Source organism: Embleya sp. NBC_00896, from assembly GCF_045207785.1.
GTDB lineage: Bacteria > Actinomycetota > Actinomycetes > Streptomycetales > Streptomycetaceae > Embleya.
The window spans coordinates 2,224,896-2,241,550 of record NZ_CP108776.1 but is presented as its reverse complement, the minus strand read 5'-3'; the positions used below and the strand labels follow the sequence as shown (position 1 = coordinate 2,241,550).

Here is a 16,655-nt window from a genome sequence, read left to right as displayed (position 1 = left end):
GGCTCCGCACGTAGCATCGCGAGAAAGGTGTTCTGATGGGTGATCGCTGGCGCGTCGAGGTCGACAGAAGCGTCTGTATCGGTTCGGGCATGTGCATCGGCAGCGCCCCGGCCGACTTCAAGCTGGACGCGGGCCGGCAGGCGCACCCCCGCACGGAGGAGACGGACGCCTCCGACGCGATCATGGAAGCCGCCGAGAGCTGCCCCGTGGAGGCCATCTCGATCCTCCGCCTCTCCGACGGGGCGACGGTCTTCCCGCCCGACTAGCCGGCGCCGCGGCCGTCCCGGCTGCCGGCCGGGCCCTCCGCGGCCCGGTCGGCGCCTGGGGCGGGCAACCCCGCGATCAGCCCTCGGGGATCAGCCGGCACACCGTCTCGATGTCCGTCCGCACCTGTGCGATGGACGCCCGGCCGTTCAGCCAGGCGATCAGCGACGAGTGCCAGGTGTGCGTGATCACCCGGATGATCGCGAGGTCCTCCGCGGTCGGGTCGGTCGCCGGCTCGTCGCCGTGGATGGCCTCCAGGATCATCGACGTCGTCTCCCGGCTGACCGTGTCGACCTCCGCGCCCACCGAGCGGTCCGCGAACTGCAGCGCGCGCATCATGGCCTCGGTCAGGTGCGGCTCGCGCTGCATGCCCTTGAACGCACGCAACAGGGTGTCCACCACTCGCTCGCGGGAGCCGGCACTCTTGGGCGGACGACGCCGCAGCTGCGCGTGCAGCTGATCCAGCTGGTCGTACATGGTGGCCACGAGCAGGTGCACCTTGGACGGGAAGTATCGATACAGGGTGCCGAGCGCGACCTCGGACACCTCGGCCACCTCGCGCATCTGCACCGACTCGTAGCCGCCGCGAGCGGCGAGCTGGGTGGTCGCGCGCAGGATTCGCCTGCGCCGCGCCTCCTGCCGCTCGGTCAACGGCGCCCGGTCGGCCTTCGTATACGTCGTCATGCTCAGCCTCTCGATGCGCGGCGCTTTGCCGGCCGGTGTGTTACGGGTCACGCAGTGCCCGTCGCAGCGGGTACCCGGCGGTATCTTGGCTGGTCTCCGACGAGCAGTTACTGAAACTTGTTCTAGATTACGCGACTACTATGCTCCGACGAGGGCAGCGATAGGGGGCCATTCGTGATACGGGAGACCGCAAAAGCTGTGGATGCCCAGGTGGACCCAGCGCGGACCTTCCCGGATCGGCCTCTGCGCATCGCCCTGCTGGCCTATCGAGGCGACCCGTTTTGTGGCGGGCAGGGAGTGTACATCCGCCACCTCTCCCGCGAGCTGACCCGGCTCGGGCACGACGTCGAGGTGATCTCGGGTCCGCCGTACGCGGTCGTGGACGAGGGCGTGAAGCTCACCACGCTGCCCAGCCTGGACCTGTACCGCGAGCCGGACCCGTTCCGGATGCCGCACCTGCGCGAGTATCGCGACTGGATCGACGTCCTCGAGGTCGGCGGCATGCTCAGCGCGGGCTTCCCCGAACCGCTGACCTTCTCGCTGCGCGCGTGGCGCCACCTCGCGAACCGGCGCGGCGAGTTCGACATCGTGCACGACAACCAGACCCTGGGCTACGGCCAACTCGCGCTGCCCCGGCTCGGCTTCCCGCTGGTGACCACGATCCACCACCCGATCACGGTGGACCGCGCCCTGGAGATCGGCGCGGCGAGCACGCTGCGCCGCAAGGCCACGCTGCACCGCTGGTACGGCTTCACCACGATGCAGAAGCGGGTCTCCGCGCGGCTGCCCGAGGTGCTCACCGTCTCCGGCTCCTCCAAGGCCCAGATCATCGACCACCTCGGCGTCTCGCCGACCAGGGTCACCGTGGTGCCCGTGGGCGCCGACACCGACCGCTTCGCGCCGGACCCGAGCGTGGCCAAGGTGCCGGGGCGGATCGTCACCACCGCGAGCGCCGACGTGCCGCTCAAGGGCCTGATCCACCTCGTCGAGGCGCTCGCCAAGCTGCGCACCGACCACGACCACGTCGAACTCGTCGTGGTCGGCCGGCCCAAGGGCGACGGTCCCGTGCTGCGCGCGATCGACCGGCTCGGCCTCGCCGGCTCGATCCGCTTCGTGTCCGGCCTCACCGACGACGAACTCGTGGACCTGATCCGCAGCGCCGAGATCGCCTGCGTACCCTCGCTCTACGAGGGCTTCTCGCTGCCCGCCGCCGAGGCGATGGCCTGCGGGACCGCGCTCGTGGCGACCACGGGCGGTGCGATACCCGAGGTCGCGGGCCCCGACGGGGTCAGCTGCCTGGCCGTCCCGCCGGGCGATCCCGAGGCGCTGCGCGCCGCGCTCACCCGCCTTCTGGATGATCCCGCCCTGCGGGCCCGGCTGGCCGTCGCGGGCCGCGAGCGGGTGCTCGAACGCTTCACGTGGCGCAACACCGCGGTGCGTACGGTCGAGCGCTACCGCGCGGCGCTCGCGGCCGGCCCCACGGGGCCGACCACGGCCGGCGCCGGCCGGCGCGGGATGACCGAGCGCGCGAGTGACTTCCTGCTCGGGCGCTCGCCCTTCGGTCGCCGGCTCCCGCCGCCCGCCTCGCACGGCGCCGGATCCAGAAACCGCTGATCAGCCCACCCCCGCGGGGCGGCCCTGCCGCCGCGCCCGGTTCGCGCAATACGAGACGGAGTCGCCGACTTGCTCACCGTGGATTTCTCCCGCTTCCCCCTCGCCCCGGGGGACCGGGTCCTGGACATGGGATGTGGCGGCGGCCGACACGCCTTCGAGGCATACCGGCGCGGCGCCGACGTGGTCGCCCTCGACCAGAGCGAGAAGGACATCGCCGAGGTCGACGCGATGTTCGCCTCGATGAAGGCCGCCGGCGAGGTCCCGGAAGGGGCGCGCGCCGAGGCGCTCGTCGGTGACGCGCTCGCGCTGCCGTTCCCCGACGACAGCTTCGACCGGGTGATCATCTCCGAGGTCCTGGAGCACATCCCGGACGACAAGGGCGTGCTCGGCGAGCTGTTCCGGGTGCTCAAGCCCGGCGGCCTCGCCGCGATGACCGTGCCGCGCTACGGGCCGGAGAAGATCTGCTGGGCGCTCTCCGACGCGTACCACGAGGTCGAGGGCGGGCACATCCGGATCTACAAGGGCGACGAGTTCGAGGCCCGGATCCGCGAGTCCGGGCTTCAGCCGTACGGCACCCACCACACGCACGCGCTGCACTCGCCGTACTGGTGGATCAAGTGCGCCGTCGGCGTGGACAACGACAAGGCGCTGCCGGTGCGCGCGTGGCACAAGCTGCTGGTGTGGGACATCATGAAGCGCCCGTTGGCCACCCGGCTGGCGGAGAAGGCGCTGGATCCGCTGATCGGCAAGAGCCTGGTGGTCTACGCGACCAAGCCGCGGATCGACGCCGAGGTCGACGGCAGCCGCAGCGACACCCTCGCCGGGGCGACCGCATGAGCATCACGGGCCGTCGTCGCGGTCCCGAGCCGGCGCTCGAACTCCTGGCCCTCGAAGGCGTTCTGACGGTCGAACAGGTCGCCGAGACGATCGACGGCATCGCCGCCGTGCAGCGCTCCGACGGGTCGATCCCGTGGTTCGTCGGCGGTCACCTCGACCCGTGGGACCACACCGAGGCCGCGATGGCGCTGGATGTGGCCGGACGGCACGACGAGGCCGAGCGGGCCTACCGCTGGCTCGCGAGTCGGCAGGAGGCGGACGGCTCGTGGTACGCCGCCTACGTGGACGGCGTGGTGACCGACCGGAACAAGGAGGCCAACTTCACGGCCTACCTCGCGGTCGGCCTGTGGCACCACCATCTGCTCACCGGCGACGAGGAGTTCCTCGTTCGGATGTGGCCGGGCCTGCGTGCCGCGATGGGCTTCATCCTCGGCCTCCAGGCCCCGGGCGGCGAGATCCGCTGGAAGCGCGACGAGCACGGGGTCGCCGTGCCGGACGCGCTGCTGACCGGCTCGGCGAGCATGTACCAGGCGCTGCGCTGCGCGCTCGCGATCGCCGAACACCTCGGCGAACCGCAGCCCGACTGGGAGTTGGCCGCGGGTCGGCTCGGTCACGCGGTGCTCTCGCACCCGGAGCGGTTCCTGGACAAGAACCGCTATTCGATGGACTGGTACTACCCGATCCTCGGCACCGCGTTGCGCGGACCGGCCGCGAACGAGCGGATCAAGGACGGCTGGGACACGTTCGTGGTGCCGGACCTGGGCGTGCGCTGCGTGTCCGACCGGCCGTGGGTCACCGGTGCGGAGAGCTGCGAACTGGCGATCGCCCTTTGGGCGTTGGGCGAGAGCGACCGGGCGGTCGAGATCGTCTCGTGGATCCAGCGGCTGCGACACGAGGACGGCCTCTACTGGACCGGGTACGTCTTCGAGGACGACGCCATCTGGCCGGTGGAGCGCACCGCGTGGACCGCGGGCGCGATGATCCTGGCCACCGCCGCACTCGGTGGCGAGCCGGCCACGACGGCGGTCTTCGGCGGTGCGCCCTCCGCGTACGAGGGCGACGGACTGCCGGTCGGGCTCGATCCGGCCGAGGTCCGATGCGGTTCCGAGCTGTGCGTGGACGGGGTCTGACCCGCGGGCCCATTCGGGCGCCGGTCCGGTCGATCCCTCGTCCGGCGTTCGAGGTCGGCTGCGGGGGAGCGGGACCCGCCGGGCGATCGCCGCGGCGGCAATAGGGTTCGCGTGGGGGCAAAGCGACTCGCGTGACGAGGGTGGGCATGGCGGCTGGTTTGGAGCCGGGGGACCGAATAGGTCCCTACACGGTGGTGGGATTGTTGGGCGCCGGCAGCCCCGGCTGGGTATACCTGGCGCGGACCGGCGCCGGGCGGCCGATGGCCGTGCGGATGTTGTACGGCGAGCAGCGCGGCGTCAAGCGCGCGCAGAAGGTCCGCGGTCCGGGTGTGATCGAGGTGGTCGGCGTCGGCGGCGCGACCCGGAGCCCGTGGGTGGCCTCGGTGTACGTGCCGGCGCCGTCGCTCGCCGACCTGGTGATCTCGTGCGGCCCGCTGCCGCCGGACGCGGTGCGGTGGCTCGCGGCGGGGATCGCCGAAGGGCTCGTGACGATCCATCAGGCGGCGTTGACGCACGGCGATCTGCGGCCCGCGCAGATCGTGATGGCCTCGGACGGGCCGCGGGTGACCGGATTCGGGATCGAGAACGCGGGCGGTTCGCTCGCGGCGCCGGGCTATCTCGCGCCCGAACAGGCGCGCGGTGAGGACCCGGTGCCGGCGTCCGACGTGTACGCGCTCGGCGGGCTGCTGTGCTTCGCGGCGACCGGTCGGCCGCCGCACACGGGCGACGACGAGGCGGCGATCCGGCGCAGTGTCGCGAGCGGCGACTGCGAACTGGCCGACGTACCGGCCGAGATCGCCGAGCTGATCCGGTCCTGCCTCGCGCGTGATCCCGACGGGCGGCCGACCCCGCGCGCGTTGCTGGACGAGTTGGCCGCGGGGTTCGCCGAGCGTCAGGGGGCCTACGGGGCCGCCTCGTGGCTCCCGGGATCCGCGCTCGAACTGATCGACGCGTACCACCGGCGGGGTCGCCTGGTGGGTGATCCGCCGACCGTGCCGCTCGCCGACCGGGACGCCGATGCGCCGAAGGTCGCGCCCGTGGCCGCGCCCGTGGTCGCGGCCGTCGAGGAGGAGAAGAAGCCCGCGGCGGCCGAACCGGCCGCCGCCGCCGAGACGATGCAGCTGGCCGGGATCGCCGAGGCGCTGGTGCCGCGGATCGACGACAGCGACGACCGGCACGACGGCTACGACCTGCCGGGCCCGCCGGCTCCGCGTGCCGGCGGCGCCGGGTGGCTGCTGGTGGCCGTCCTGGTGGCGATCGCGCTCGTGGGCGGTCTGCTCGCGGGCGTCACCTACCAGCGGGGGCGCGACGACGACGGCGCCGACCGCGCGCGCTCGGCCACGCCGGGCCCGTCGGGCTCGGTGCCCGGCGATCCGGTCGGGGCGTTCGCGGCGTCGGTACCGATCGGCGGCTGTGTGGACTTCGCCACCGACGGGACGCCCGGATGGCAACCGACGACGCCGAGCACCGTGCCGTGCGAGGCCCCGGCGGCCCGGCAGCGGGTGCTGGCCAGGACCGCGGCGGGCGGCGGCCCGGACGACTGCATGAACACCGACGGGCGCAGCCGCTGGCAGCCCGGCGCCGGTGCCCCCGGGCTGTGCCTGGAGCGGGTCTTCCACCTGGGCGAGTGCGTGCCGGCGGACGTCCGCGACGGTCGGCAATGGGCTTTCCTAGCCTACCTGGTGGCCTGCCAGGGTCCGCTGCCCCAGGGCCGCGCGGCCCGGTTGCGGATCGACGAGATGCACCCGGTCACGACCACGAACGCGACGAGTTGTCCGGGCCGTTCCCCGGTCTACTACCCGCTGCCCTCGCGCGGCCTGGAACTGTGCATGGCAGTGGTCTCGGAACCGGCACCCCGCTGAAACGGTCCCGGCGTCGAGGGGGACGGACGTCCGTCCAGTCCCTCGACGCCGGGACCGTTTCGGTGGAATCGGGTCTCAGCCCGCGAGTTCGGCCAGGAGCTTGAGCGCGTCGAGGTTGCGGGTGGTCACGATCATGTCGGTGACGTGCGGGTCGGCCCGCCACGCGGCGAAGCGTTCGCGGATCCGGTCGGCCGGGCCGACGAGGGCGATCTCGTCGACGAAGGCGCTGGGAACGGCGGCGATCGCCTCGTCGCGCCGACCCGCCATGAACAGCTCCTGGATCCGGTCGGCCTCCTCCGCGTATCCGAACCGGCGCATCAGGTCGGCGTGGAAGTTCTTGTTCTTCGCGCCCATGCCGCCGACGTAGAAGCCCATCGCGGCCTTGATCGGATACATCGCCTGCTCGACGTCGTCGCCGAGAGCCACCTGCACCATCGGCGCGATCCGGAAGCCCTCGGGCTTGTCGCGCAGCGAGTCCGCGTACACCTCGGGCCGGGTCGGCGCCCAGTGCAACGGCAGCCACCCGTCCGCGATCTGCGTGGTCAGGTGCACGTTCTTGGGACCCTCGGCGCCCAGGAAGATCGGCAGGTCCGCGCGCAGCGGGTGGGTGATCGACTTGAGCGGCTTGCCGAGTCCGCTGCCGTCCTCGCCGGTGTAGGGGTGCCGCGCGTACCGGCCCTCGGCCACGACCGGGCCCTCGCGGCGCAGCACCTGGCGGATCACGTCGACGTACTCGCGGGTGAAGGTCAGCGGGCTCTTCGGGAACGGGCGGCCGTACCACCCCTCGACCACCTGCGGACCGGAGAGCCCCAGGCCCAGGATCATCCGCCCGCCCGAGAGGTGGTCCAGCGTCAGCGCGTGCATCGCGGTCGCGGTGGGCGTGCGCGCGGTCATCTGGGTGACCGCGGTGCCGAGCCTGATCCGCGACGTGTGGGCCGCGATCCAGGTCAGCGGCGTGAACGCGTCGGAACCCCAGGACTCGGCGGTCCAGACCGCGTCGAAGCCCAGTCGCTCGGCCTCCTGCGCCAGTTCGACGAAGCCGGCGGACGGGCCTCGGCCCCAGTACCCGAACGTCAGACCCAGTCTCATGGCCATACCTCCACGCGCTCGCAGATTGCACAGGACATCGCCGTCGCAGAGTAGAACACGTTTTAGTTCGCCGGGAGGCCGGCTCCCGGACCGGCTTCGGGACCGGCTCCCGGGCCGGTTCGGGGCCGGGTTCGGGCCGGCTTCCCGACCGGCCGCATCCGGGCACGCGAAAGGGCGCCGTCCGATGTGGACGACGCCCTTCCGTTGTTGCCGAGTCGCGGTGTCTCGGTACTACCGGTTCCTCGGGAGCACCGGTGTCACGAGCGCTGGATGCCGATCGTGTTCTGCAGCACGCCGCGCACGTTGTCGACCTCGACCAGCAGGCCGTTCGGGTGCTCGGCCACCGCCAGGTACCAGACGCCCGTGTTCAGGACGCCCTTCTCCTGGTTGGTGTGCTCGTCCAGCATCGGGCGCGAGTCCGGCACCGAGAACCAGAAGGGCTGGAACGGTGCCTGCGCACCACCGGGCGGGGTGCCCTGGCCCGGCTGCTGCATGCCGCCGGGACCCTGCGGACCGCCCTGGGGGCCCTGCGGACCGGGGCCGCCGAAGCCGCCCTGGGGGCCCTGCGGGGCCGGGCCGCCGAAGCCGGCCTGCTGCGGGGCGCCGCCGTACGACTGCGGACCCTGGGGGCCGCCCTGAGGGCCGCCGTAGGGCGCGCCGCCGTACTGCTGCGGACCCTGCGGGCCGCCGTAGGCCTGCGGACCCGCACCGCCCGCACCGAGCAGCGGTGCCTGAAGGGCGGGCACCAGCTGGGTGGCGACGATTCCGCCGACGAGGACGAAGACGAACAGGATGATGAAGATCCCGCCGACCTTCATCTCGCCGCCCTCACCGAGGGCCGCGGTCGACCACAGGGCGCTGATCGGCGCGGGGATCACGATGCCGACCGCCCACTGACGGATGGTCAGGCCGAGGATCGCCTTGTCCTGAAGCGGCTTGAACAAGTCGCTGAGGATGAAGAGCACGCCACCGATGATCGGGACGAGCACCACCGCGAAGATGGTCGGCGCGAGCATGCCGGACCACGCGTTGACGGCGTAGCCGCCGATCTCCGCACCGGCGTAGTCGAAGAACGAGAAGATGAAGATGAAGAGCGCGGCGACTGCGATCACCAGGTCGCCGCGCGAAAGCTTTTTGACGTCCACTAATACTCCTCCCGAGGGGATGGGCGCCGACAGCGTACGGGGGCAACCCATGTCGTGCCACCGACGTCGCCCCCGCGCGTCAGTCGGACCATTGGTCCGGGACACTGTGCCAGACGGGGGAACCCTCTGTGGTCCGGCCCCATGCGACAGGCCGCGTGCGGACCTTCCCGGTTGGTACCTATTCGCCTCGCTGAATACCCGTCAGATCACGCAAAACACCTTGTAGGCCGTCGATGTCGATCACTATTCCGTCGTCCGCCACGCCCACCGCGAGATACCAGACGCCGGGGTGCAGCGTCGCGACCGCGTCGCCGATGTGGTCGCTCGGCTGGAGCGCCCGCTGCTCGGGTACGGCGAGCCAGTACTGCTCGAACGTGCCCGGGTCGGTGGAGAGCCGCTCGGGCTCGGGTGTCGGTTCGGGCGTGTGTACGGCCGGTTGCCCCTGAACCGGGGTGTCCGACTTGTACAGCACGGGCGGTTGGACCGCCGGCGGCTGCGCCATCGGCGGGGTCTGCGGCGGGGGCGTGTTGCCCGACGGCCCGTAGACCGGGGGCGCGACGGGCGGCGGAACCGCGAAGCCGCCGGTCCCGGGCGGACCGGGCGGATAACCGCCGGGAGCCCCGGGGAAGCCCCCACCGGGGTAGCCCTGCCACGCGTTGTTCTCGCGCGCGCGTACCAGCGGCGCGTTCAGGCCGCCGATCCGGTCCGCCACGAGCAGCAGCAGCCCTTGGAGCACGGCGAATCCGGCGAGTCCCCAGGAACCCCACCCGTGGGTCCCCTCGATGCTCGCCTGGGAGTCGCCGGCCCGGGCGATCCGCTCGGCGGCCTCGGCCAGCTTCTCGTAGCCGCCGTCGGCGCCGAACACGGCCCAGACCGCGCTCCACGCGGAGGCGACGCCGAGTGCGATTCCCCACTGTCGGAAGGAGAGCCCGCCGAACTGGATCTCGGTCGGCTGCGCGGCCCCGGCGCGAAACGTGTACCGGCCGATCAGCAGCAGCACCAGCGAGATCGAGGACAGCAGCACGACCGCGGGCGCCAGCGGCCAGAAGTCGCCGACCCACGCCGAGTAGTCGGTGGTCCCGGCCTTGAGCGGTGGTTTGCCCTTGACGGTCACCGAGTACCAGGGGAGAAACGAGAAGACCAGAACTCCGATGGCCGCCACCGCGACGATCAGATCACCTCGGGTGACGCCTTTGCGTGGCATCGTGCTCCTCCCTGACGGGGCTTTCGGGCTGCTCGGAATTGCCGTGCGTGTGCATCGCCGGACCCGGCGCCGGCACGGTTGCCCGCACCGGCGCCATGGTCTGACGTATCGTCATTCTCCGCGTTGGATCCCGGAGAGGTTGCTCAGGACCCCTCGAACGCCGTCCACCTCGACCAGGACACCGTCCTGGTGCGGTGCGACCGCGAGGTACCACTGCCCCGTCTCGAGGGTGGCGACGGGCTCCTTGCTCAGACCCTCGGTGGGGGCCAGCGGCCGGGCCTCGGGGACGGCGAACCAGAACTGTGCGAACTCCGGCGCGTCCGTGCCGATCGCGGCCGGAGCCGGTTGCGGCGAGGCGACGGTGCCGCCGGCCGGTACGACGGCGCCGTCCGGCGCCGGCATGTGAGCCGGGACGCCGGCCATCGGCGCCGCGGTGGCGACGCCCGTCGACTGGTTCGGCACCGGGTACGCGGGCGGGGGGTAGCCGCCGGTGGCGTTCGGCGGCGGGTAGCCACCGCTCGCGTTGGGCTGCGGCGGGTAGCCCCAGGGCTGCTGCGGGACCGGGCTGAACAGCGGTGCCGCCAGGCTCGGGATGCGATCCCCGATGATCAGGAACAGCGCTGCGACGAGTCCGGCCACCATCATCAGCCAGGCGAAGACGGTGGGGCCCGAGTCGAGTCCGTACCGCGAGGAGGCCAGGTCCTCGACCATGTCGCCGATCATGCCGCCGGCGCCGAACGGAGCGAAGAAGCCGCTGATCGCGCCGGTCACGCCGAACGCGATCGCCCACTGGCGCGGGGCCAGACCCATGACGGGCTTGTCGGGCTGCGCGACGAAGCGGCCGATGATCAGGAACAGCACGCCGAGGATCGGCACGAGCACCACGGCGGGCATCAGCGGGTAGAAGTTGACCGTCCAGGCGTTCCAACCCTGGGTCTCACTGCGCCCGCCGCCGAGGAAGTCCCCGTCGTCGCTGCCGCCGGAGATGGTCGCGCTGACTTCGTAGTATTTGAAGAACGAGAAGATGAAGATCAGGACGACCGCGAGAATGACGATCGCGTCGCCCCTCGTGATCCCTTTCCGGTTCAACGTTTCTCCTATGAGGTGCGGAGGGGGACGGACGCCCGCGACGCACAGGGCGCCGGGCGTGGTGCGCGCGTCGGCGCGGGTTCTCGCCGACGACGATCGGAAAGACCCTAGGGGACGGGGGACTCGTGGCTCACGTCACCTTCAGCAGATAGGCCGTGATCCCGGTCGCGATCCCCGAAGCGGCGCGCTCGCGCCAGTTCGGATCGGTGAACTGGGCGGCGTCCGCGGCGTTGCGCATGTTGCCGCATTCGATGAAGACCTTGGGGCGGGTGGACAGGTTCAACCCGCCCAGATCGGTCCGGGTCACCAGGCCGTCGGAGGTGCCGAGGTAGGTCGCGGGGCCGGTGCCGGTCGCGGCGCGGAAGGCCGCCGCGAGCGAGGTGCCCAGCTCGCGCGAGGGCGCCAGGATCGGCGTCGTGTCGGCGTCCTTGGCCTTGACCGACCCGGGCAGGATGACGTGGAAGCCGCGCCCGCCCGACGGGCCGCCGTCGGCGTGGATCGACACGATCGCGTCGGCCTCGGCCGCGTTGCCGCGCGCCGCCCGCTGGTCCACACACGGGCCCCACGCCTCGGTCTCCCACGTGTAGAGCACAGTCGCGCCCTGTGCCTCCAGGAGTCGGCGGACCCGCTGGGCCACGTCCAGGGTGAACGCGGCCTCGGTGTAGCCCTTGTTGGTCTCGGTGCCGGTGGTGTCGCACTCCTTGGTCAGGCCGCCCGCGTACACCTGCTTGTTGATCTCGCGGGTGTGGTCCCCGTTGCCGGGGTTGTGGCCCGGGTCGATCATCACGACGCGGCCGGAGAGGGGGAGCCCGACGGTCCCCGCGGGGGGCGGCGGGACGGGTGCGGTGGTCGGGGTGCCGGCCGGCGGCGGAGTGGGCTGCCGCGCGCCGTCCGACGAGTTCGACACGATCGGAGCCGGCGCGCCGTCCGCGGCCGGGTCGCGGGTCGGGCTCGGCGGGTCGCTCGCGGCGTTCGTGGGGAGGCCGTGCGCGGCGCCGGTCGCGTCGGAATCGTGCCCGTCGGGCCACGCCACCGCGAGGGTGGTGATGCCGGCGGCCGCCAGGGCCGCCGCGACCACCGTCATGGTGATCCGGCGGCGACGGCGGGCTTGGGTGTGCGCGGCCGCGATCCGGGCCTCGCGCGAGGCCGGATGGCCGAAGTGCTCGGGGGCGGACCGGGGCGCGTCGAACCAGTCGGGGCGGCCGGACTCGTGGTCGGGGTCAGAGGTCAATTTCGCTCCTCGACGGGAGGCCGTACTGCGCCGCGACGCCGTTCCAGGTGGTGATGAAGGACTTCTTCGCGGTGGACGCTTCCCCACTGATCGACTCGCCTTGGTCGTACAGGGACTTCGCCCCCGGGCAGCCCGAGTCCAGGGCCGATTGCGCCCACGCGGCGAACGCCCGGTCGGCGCGCGCCGAGGCGCTCCACGCGGTGCGCAACGTGGGTGCCGCGGACTGGAGTTCGGGGACGGCGTCGAACCGCATGGTGTCGAGCTGGGCGACCAGCTGGTCGCGCTGGGTCGCGGCGTCGTACAGCGCTGTGCGCGAGGCGGACAGTGCCGAGCACGAGCCCACGTTGTTGACCGCGTCGATCACCGACTGCCGGGACGAGCCGCTGCGCGAGAGCAGGGTGTCGAGCGCGGCGGCCTGCGTCCGGGCGTCGGGCGGCGTGGTGGTCGGCGCCTGGGACGTGGCGACCGGGCTCTGCGCCGCGGGCACGCCGGGCTGGGTGCCGCGGTTGCCGCCGGAGGGTGTGGTCGATCCGGTCGGCGACCCGCCGCCGGAGGGCGTGCCCGTGTTGGTGGACCCCTGCGCGGCGGGCGTCTTCTTGTCGTCGTCCCACGGGCGCAGCGCGAACAGGGCGCCGAGCGCGGCGACGAACACCACCGCGACCACCACGAACAGCAGGGTGCGCTCGAAGCCGTTGCCCGGCGGCGTCGGGGACAGCGGGCCGGGCGGTGGCGGAGTCGCCCCGCGATACCAGTCGGGCGCCGGCGGCACGTCGCGGCCCGGCGGGACACCGTGCACGCCGTAGACCCCGGGGCCCGGGGCGCCGTGCACGGGTGTGTTCGCCGCGTCCGCGAAGGTGCCGCCGGCGGGCATCGGCGACGGCCCGCGCTCGTGTTCGAACCAGTCGGCCGTGGGCGGCGGATCGGCCGCCGGCCGGGGTGCGCGCGGCACCGGGGTCGGCGACCCGGGTGGCGGGCCCGGCGGTGGGCCCGGCGGAGGTCCCCACGCCGCGGGGTTGTCCACGGTGGGCTGGTCCGGCCGGGCCGGTGTCGGCGGTGCCGGCACGGCCGGCAGATGCGCGGTCGGCTGGTGGTGCGGGCGCGGCGGTGCGGCCGGGTTGACCTCGGTCGGGGCCGCCGCGCTCGGGGCTCCCGCGCTCGGGGCCCCCGGGCTCGGCGCCGCCGGGATGGGCCGGCGCACCCAGCCGCCCACGCCGCCGTTGGCGGTGTGGTCCCACACGGTCTCGAACTGTTCGGTGGTCTCCGGGCGCCGGCCCGGTCGGTCGTTCTGGTGGTCTTGATCGGACATGAAGATCCCCCCGCGACTTCCCCGGATCGGCATTGTCCCAGCAAACGAGACCCGGGCGGACCCGGATCCGATTGCTTTCGGGAATCGAAATCAGGCTCGAATCCGTCCGCCCCGTCCCGCCGGACCCGGACAGGCCCGGCCGTCAGATGCCCGGCGCGACCCGGCGCAGCACGCGCAGCGACCCGTCCCCGGGCAATTCCTCGAACGCGCCCGACTCCAGTGCGCGCAGGTACACGCGGTACGGGGCCTGGCCGCCGTCGGCCGGGTCGGGGAACACGTCGTGGATCAACAGCAGGCCGCCGACCGCGACGTGCGGGGCCCAGCCCTCGTAGTCGCCCTGCGCGTGCTCGTCGGTGTGCCCGCCGTCGATGAAGACCATCCCCACCGGGGTGTTCCACAGCGGCGCGATCACCCGGCTGTGCCCGACCAGGGCAACGACGTACGCCTCCAGGCCGCTCTTGTACAGCGTGCGGCGAAAGCGCGGGAGCGTGTCCATCACGCCGACCTCCGGGTCGACGAGCGTCGGGTCGTGGTACTCCCAGCCCGGCTGCTGCTCCTCGGAGCCGCGGTGGTGGTCGAGCGTGACCACCACGGTGCCGGCGTCGCGGGCCACGGCGGCGAGCAGGATCGTCGAGCGGCCGCAGTAGGTGCCGAGCTCGACCAGCGGGCCGACCTTCGCGGCCTCGGCCGCGGCGGCGTACAGCGCGTCGCCCTCGTTCGCGGGCATGAAACCGGTGGCGGCCTCGAACGCGGCCCGCACGGCGGGGTCGATGGTGCTCATCCTGGGTTCTCCTCGATCAAGGCCGCGCGCCGCACCCGAGAGAGTGCGCCCGCACGTCGGTGCCGGGCCGCCATGCTGCCGCAGCCGCACTCGGCGCACCGTGTCGGGGGCCACATCCGGGCCCCGAGACGGTTTTCGCTCTCCCTATTAAATGAAACGGGTTCTAGTATCGCGCCTATCGGACCGGGTTCACGGGAAGGCGCGAAATGGCCATCGGCATCACGGAGGAGCACCGCTCCCTGGAGGAATCGGTACGGGGATGGGTGCAACGTGTTGCACCGATCGGTGAGGTGCGTCGGGTGCTCGAGGCGGACACCGAGGAGCGCCCCGCGCACTGGGCGGGCCTGGCCGAACAAGGTCTGCTCGGCATGCACGTCGCGGAGGAGTTCGGCGGCGCCGGCTACGGCCTGGTCGAGACCGCGGTGGCCCTGGAGCAGGCCGGTCAGGGCATGCTGCCGGGTCCCTTCCTGCCCACGGTGCTCGCCTCCGCGCTGATCCAGGCCGACGGCGGCGACGCGGCGAAGGAACTGCTGCCGGGCCTGGTCGATGGCACCCTGATCGGGGCGGTGGCGCCGACGGTGGGCACGCTGACGGCGCGTCCGGAGGCGGGCGGCCTGCGGGTCGTCGGCACGGCCACGCCGATCCTGGGCGGCGCGCTCGCCGACGTGCTGGTCCTGGCGGCCCGTCGGGAGGACGGCACGCTCACGCGGCTGGTCGTGGATGCGGCGGACGCCGAGGTACGGGCGCTCAAGAGCGTCGACCCGACCCGGCGCAGCGCCGAGGTCACGGTGGACACCCTGGTCCCGAGCGCGCGCGTGCTCGCCGGTGTGGACGAGGAGCTGGCCCGCGACTACGCGGCCGTGCTGCTGTCCGCCGAGGCGTGCGGGGTCGCGGCGTGGGCGCTGACCACGGCGACCGAGTACGCCAAGGTGCGCGAGCAGTTCGGGCGGCCGATCGGCCAGTTCCAGGCGATCAAGCACCTGTGCGCCGACATGCTGGTGCGGGTCGAGCAGTCGCGCGCGGTCACGTGGGACGCGGCGCGCGCGATCGACGCGGGCGGCGACGCGCCGACCCGGTCGCTGACCGCGGCGATCGCGGCGACGTACGCGATCGAGGCCGCGTTCACCACCACCAAGGACTGCGTGCAGATCCTCGGCGGGATCGGCTTCACCTGGGAGCACGACGCGCACATCTACCTGCGCCGCGGCCTGACGCTGCGTCAGTACGCCGGGCCCGCCGCGTTCTGGAAGCTCCGGGTGATCGAGCTCGCGAGCGCGGGCGCCCGCCGCGAACTGGTCCTGGACCTGCCCGCGGAGGCGGAGAACCTGCGCGACACCGCGCGCGCGATCCTGAGCGAGGTGGCCGGCGAGTCCGGCGCCGAGCAGCGCGCCCGGCTCGCCCCGCTCGGCTACGCGGCGCCGTACCTGCCCAAGCCGTACGGCATCGGCGCGGGCCCGGTCGAGCAGCTGGTGATCCAGCAGGAGATGAAGGCGCTCGGGGTCCGGCTCCCGGACATCACGATGGGCAACTGGGTCATCCCGTCGCTGATCGCGTACGGCACCGAGGCCCAGCAGGAGCGGTTCGCGCCGCCGACGCTGCGCGGCGAGATCCAGTGGTGCCAGCTGTTCTCCGAGCCCGGCGCGGGCTCCGACCTCGCGGCGATCAGCACGCGCGCCACCAGGACCGAGGGCGGCTGGCTGATCAACGGCCAGAAGGTGTGGACCTCGCGCGCCCGCGAGTCGCAGTGGGGCATCCTGCTCGCGCGCACCTCGCCGGACAAGCCCAAGCACGAGGGCCTGACCTACTTCGTCGTGGACATGACCGCGCCCGGTCTGGACATCCGTCCGCTCAAGGAGATCAGCGGGCTGGCGATGTTCAACGAGATCTTCCTCGAAGACCTCTTCGTGCCGGACGAGATGGTCGTCGGCCAGGTCGACGAGGGCTGGCAGGTGGCTCGCAACACGCTCGGCAACGAGCGCGTGCACATGGGCGCGGGCAGCTCGTTCGGCGCGGGCATCGCCAACCTGGTCGCGTCGGTGAACGGGCCGGCCGGCGAGTTCGTGGACGGCGGCTTCCGGGAGCGGCTGGGCGCGTTGGTGGCCGAGGCGTCCTCGCTCGCGCTGATCGAACTGCGCACCACGCTGGCCCGGCTCTCCGGTCTCGAACCGGGCGCCGGCGCGTCGGTGCGCAAGCTGGTGGGCACCCCGCACCAGCAGCGCGAGTCGGAGCTGTCGCTCGAACTCCTGGGCCCGCTGGGCGCGGTGGACGAGGGCGACGGCCAAAAGGCCGCGTTCGGCTTTCTGATGAGCCGCTGCCTGACCATCGCGGGTGGCACCACGCAGGTCCAGCTCAATGTCGTCGGCGAGCGCATCCTCGGCCTGCCGCGCGATCCCCAGCCTGCCGAAAAGTAGTTGTTTCC

The 16,655-nt window shown here is 72.6% G+C and carries 14 protein-coding genes; 6 read left to right on the top strand and 8 right to left on the bottom strand.

Going from position 1 to position 16,655, the window contains the following annotated elements; genetic code table 11:
- Nucleotides 1-35: 35 nt before the first annotated feature.
- Nucleotides 36-266, top strand: a complete 231-nt coding sequence (locus tag OG928_RS10005; RefSeq protein WP_406281866.1) for a ferredoxin — start codon at nt 36-38, stop codon at nt 264-266.
- 76 nt (nt 267-342) lie between these two features.
- Here OG928_RS10005 and OG928_RS10000 read toward each other — a convergent pair whose 3' ends face one another.
- Complete coding sequence (locus tag OG928_RS10000; protein WP_406281863.1) at nt 343-948, bottom strand: TetR family transcriptional regulator; 606 nt, start codon at nt 946-948, stop codon at nt 343-345.
- Nucleotides 949-1,146: 198 nt separating this feature from the next.
- On the opposite strand from OG928_RS10000, the gene OG928_RS09995 reads away from it, so the two are divergent.
- The 4 genes from OG928_RS09995 (at nt 1,147) to OG928_RS09980 (ending at nt 6,391) form a co-directional block, all read left to right on the top strand.
- Nucleotides 1,147-2,562 (top strand): glycosyltransferase family 4 protein, encoded by a 1,416-nt coding sequence (locus tag OG928_RS09995; RefSeq protein WP_406281861.1) that lies wholly within the window; start codon nt 1,147-1,149, stop codon nt 2,560-2,562.
- 69 nt (nt 2,563-2,631) lie between these two features.
- Nucleotides 2,632-3,399: a class I SAM-dependent methyltransferase gene (locus OG928_RS09990; RefSeq protein WP_406281858.1), complete on the top strand. Its 768-nt coding sequence runs from the start codon at nt 2,632-2,634 to the stop codon at nt 3,397-3,399.
- Nucleotides 3,396-4,529, top strand: a complete 1,134-nt coding sequence (locus OG928_RS09985) for a prenyltransferase (RefSeq protein ID WP_406281856.1) — start codon at nt 3,396-3,398, stop codon at nt 4,527-4,529. The genes OG928_RS09990 and OG928_RS09985 overlap by 4 nt, the downstream gene beginning before the upstream one ends.
- A gap of 146 nt (nt 4,530-4,675) precedes the next feature.
- Nucleotides 4,676-6,391, top strand: coding sequence for a serine/threonine protein kinase (locus OG928_RS09980; protein WP_406281854.1), 1,716 nt, complete (start codon nt 4,676-4,678; stop codon nt 6,389-6,391).
- A gap of 75 nt (nt 6,392-6,466) precedes the next feature.
- Here the strand turns inward: OG928_RS09980 and OG928_RS09975 are convergent, their stop codons facing one another.
- The 7 genes from OG928_RS09975 to OG928_RS09945 all read right to left on the bottom strand — a co-directional run bounded on the left by OG928_RS09975 (nt 6,467) and on the right by OG928_RS09945 (nt 14,236).
- Nucleotides 6,467-7,480 (bottom strand): LLM class F420-dependent oxidoreductase, encoded by a 1,014-nt coding sequence (locus OG928_RS09975; protein WP_406281851.1) that lies wholly within the window; start codon nt 7,478-7,480, stop codon nt 6,467-6,469.
- A 257-nt stretch (nt 7,481-7,737) separates the two neighbouring features.
- A complete protein-coding gene (locus tag OG928_RS09970; protein WP_406281848.1) occupies nt 7,738-8,625 on the bottom strand; it encodes a hypothetical protein in 888 nt (295 codons plus the stop codon).
- Nucleotides 8,626-8,803: 178 nt separating this feature from the next.
- On the bottom strand, nt 8,804-9,829 hold the full coding sequence (locus OG928_RS09965) for a hypothetical protein (protein WP_406281845.1): 1,026 nt from the start codon (nt 9,827-9,829) through the stop codon (nt 8,804-8,806).
- A gap of 111 nt (nt 9,830-9,940) precedes the next feature.
- Nucleotides 9,941-10,918: a hypothetical protein gene (locus OG928_RS09960; protein WP_406281842.1), complete on the bottom strand. Its 978-nt coding sequence runs from the start codon at nt 10,916-10,918 to the stop codon at nt 9,941-9,943.
- Nucleotides 10,919-11,048: 130 nt separating this feature from the next.
- The gene (locus tag OG928_RS09955; protein ID WP_406281839.1) at nt 11,049-12,149 is read right to left on the bottom strand and encodes an N-acetylmuramoyl-L-alanine amidase; all 1,101 of its coding nucleotides are present in this window, start codon (nt 12,147-12,149) and stop codon (nt 11,049-11,051) included.
- Nucleotides 12,139-13,455: a hypothetical protein gene (locus OG928_RS09950; RefSeq protein ID WP_406281836.1), complete on the bottom strand. Its 1,317-nt coding sequence runs from the start codon at nt 13,453-13,455 to the stop codon at nt 12,139-12,141. The genes OG928_RS09955 and OG928_RS09950 overlap by 11 nt, the downstream gene beginning before the upstream one ends.
- A gap of 142 nt (nt 13,456-13,597) precedes the next feature.
- Nucleotides 13,598-14,236, bottom strand: coding sequence for a class I SAM-dependent methyltransferase (locus tag OG928_RS09945; RefSeq protein ID WP_406281834.1), 639 nt, complete (start codon nt 14,234-14,236; stop codon nt 13,598-13,600).
- A 206-nt stretch (nt 14,237-14,442) separates the two neighbouring features.
- On the opposite strand from OG928_RS09945, the gene OG928_RS09940 reads away from it, so the two are divergent.
- Nucleotides 14,443-16,647 (top strand): acyl-CoA dehydrogenase, encoded by a 2,205-nt coding sequence (locus OG928_RS09940; RefSeq protein WP_406281831.1) that lies wholly within the window; start codon nt 14,443-14,445, stop codon nt 16,645-16,647.
- Nucleotides 16,648-16,655 lie beyond the last annotated feature (8 nt).

What these genes read in the sequence shown, in the direction of transcription:
- OG928_RS10005 (WP_406281866.1), top strand. Translation starts at nt 36, where the DNA reads ATGGGTGATCGCTGGCGCGTCGAGGTCGACAGAAGCGTCTGTATCGGT.
- OG928_RS10000 (WP_406281863.1), bottom strand. Translation starts at nt 948, where the DNA reads ATGACGACGTATACGAAGGCCGACCGGGCGCCGTTGACCGAGCGGCAG.
- OG928_RS09985 (WP_406281856.1), top strand. Translation starts at nt 3,396, where the DNA reads ATGAGCATCACGGGCCGTCGTCGCGGTCCCGAGCCGGCGCTCGAACTC.
- OG928_RS09980 (WP_406281854.1), top strand. Translation starts at nt 4,676, where the DNA reads ATGGCGGCTGGTTTGGAGCCGGGGGACCGAATAGGTCCCTACACGGTG.
- OG928_RS09975 (WP_406281851.1), bottom strand. Translation starts at nt 7,480, where the DNA reads ATGAGACTGGGTCTGACGTTCGGGTACTGGGGCCGAGGCCCGTCCGCC.
- OG928_RS09965 (WP_406281845.1), bottom strand. Translation starts at nt 9,829, where the DNA reads ATGCCACGCAAAGGCGTCACCCGAGGTGATCTGATCGTCGCGGTGGCG.
- OG928_RS09950 (WP_406281836.1), bottom strand. Translation starts at nt 13,455, where the DNA reads ATGTCCGATCAAGACCACCAGAACGACCGACCGGGCCGGCGCCCGGAG.
- OG928_RS09945 (WP_406281834.1), bottom strand. Translation starts at nt 14,236, where the DNA reads ATGAGCACCATCGACCCCGCCGTGCGGGCCGCGTTCGAGGCCGCCACC.
- OG928_RS09940 (WP_406281831.1), top strand. Translation starts at nt 14,443, where the DNA reads ATGGCCATCGGCATCACGGAGGAGCACCGCTCCCTGGAGGAATCGGTA.